The sequence below is a fragment of the Mesorhizobium sp. M1409 genome (assembly GCF_040317535.1).
GTDB lineage: Bacteria > Pseudomonadota > Alphaproteobacteria > Rhizobiales > Rhizobiaceae > Mesorhizobium.
Genome location: NZ_JAMYKV010000141.1, coordinates 1 through 1,632, shown reverse-complemented (window position 1 = coordinate 1,632; position 1,632 = coordinate 1). Strand labels below are relative to the sequence as shown.

Genomic DNA, 1,632 nt, shown 5'->3' with positions numbered 1-1,632 from the left:
CTAGCCCGAATATCTCACAGAGTTGAGGTGCATCGGGGCTCCGAATCAGGGAAAATGCTTCTGCGACAAAGACTTACCCTAGGCAGAGGTGTTCCCCGATGCAAACAGAGTGTAGCGCAGAACGGTTTGATTTTGGAGCTGTTGAAAAGCGCGCCGTTGTGGCCGGTTTTGACGGCGGGACGATCACGTCGGATGCCGGGGCGCTTTTGCTGGGGCTGACGGAGCGGGCGATCGGACTGGTCGGCCGCTTTGCCCGCTGCTTCGTGGATGCCCGCAATCCGGGCTTGATCGAGCATGCGGTGAAGACGCTGGTCGGGCAGCGGATCTTCGCGCTTGCGCTCGGCTATGAAGACCTCAACGACCACGACGAACTGCGCCATGATCCGGTGCTGGCGGTGCTGGCCGGCAAGCTCAAGGCGCGGCGTCACAAGAAATGCGCGGCCGTCGCCGGCAAGTCGACGCTCAACCGGCTGGAGCTGAGCCGGCCGCAGCCTTCGCGCTATCACAAGATCAGCCACGATCCGGCGGCGATCGAGGCGCTGTTCGTCGAGCTGTTCATGGGCGCGCACGCCGCCCCGCCCGAAGAGATCGTGCTTGATCTGGACGCCACCGACGATCCCCTGCACGGCAACCAGGAGGGGCGCTTCTTCCACGGCTACTACGGCAACTACTGCTACCTGCCGCTCTACGTCTTCTGCGGCGATCACCTGTTGTGCGCCAAGCTGCGGCCCGCCAACATCGACGCCGCCGCCGGCGCGGTTCAGGAGATCGAGCGCATCGTGCGCCAGTTGCGCCAGCGCTGGCCCAAGGTTCGCATCGTGCTGCGCGCCGATTCCGGCTTCGCTCGTGAGGAGCTGATGGCCTGGTGCGAGCAGAACGCCGTCGACTACCTGTTCGGCCTGGCCCGCAATGTTCGGTTGGCCCGCCACATCGCGGCTGAACTGGACGCGGCCAGGGTGGAAAGTGCCCTCACCAGCCGGCCGGCCCGCCGCTTCAAGGACTTCCTGTGGACCACGCGCAAGAGCTGGAGCGGCCGGCGCCGGGTCGTGGCCAAGGCCGAGTGGACGCAAGGCGAGGCCAACCCGCGCTTTGTCGTCACCTCGCTCGCCGCCGAGGCTTGGCCGGCGCAATGCCTCTACGAGGACCTCTACTGCGCCCGCGGCGAGATGGAGAACCGCATCAAGGAATGCCAGCTCGACCTGTTCGCCGACCGCACCTCTGCCGCCACCCTGCGCGCCAACCAGCTCAGGCTCTGGTTCGCCTCGATGGCCTATGTGCTGATCTGCGCGCTGCGCCGCATCGGCCTGGTGGACACACGGCTCGCCAGGGCAAGCTGCGCCACCATCCGCCTCAAACTGTTCAAGATCGGCGCCCTGGTCAACGTCTCGGTGCGCCGCATCAAGCTGGCCATGAACTCCGCCTGCCCCTTCCAGCGCGAGTGGGCCCTGACCTACGCCAGACTATCGGCAGCCGCCATCTGAGCGCCCCGATCCACCCTCCCGTCAACAACAAGGATATCGCCGAACCACAACCACCGCTTCGCGCGGCGACAGCCCTTGCCTGCAACTCACGCGCTCGCAAAATCCCCGCTTCAGACCTACGCCAAAAGACAGTGTGAGATATCCGGGCTAG

General features: G+C 65.4%; 1 protein-coding gene. It reads left to right on the top strand.

The annotated features are described in order from the left end of the window. Positions 1–98: 98 nt before the first annotated feature. Entirely contained in the window at positions 99–1,481 is a 1,383-nt protein-coding gene (locus NKG99_RS35700; RefSeq protein ID WP_352874160.1) for an IS1380 family transposase, read from the top strand. The last annotated feature ends 151 nt before the right edge of the window (positions 1,482–1,632 follow it).

What these genes read in the sequence shown, in the direction of transcription:
- NKG99_RS35700 (WP_352874160.1), top strand. Translation starts at nt 99, where the DNA reads ATGCAAACAGAGTGTAGCGCAGAACGGTTTGATTTTGGAGCTGTTGAA.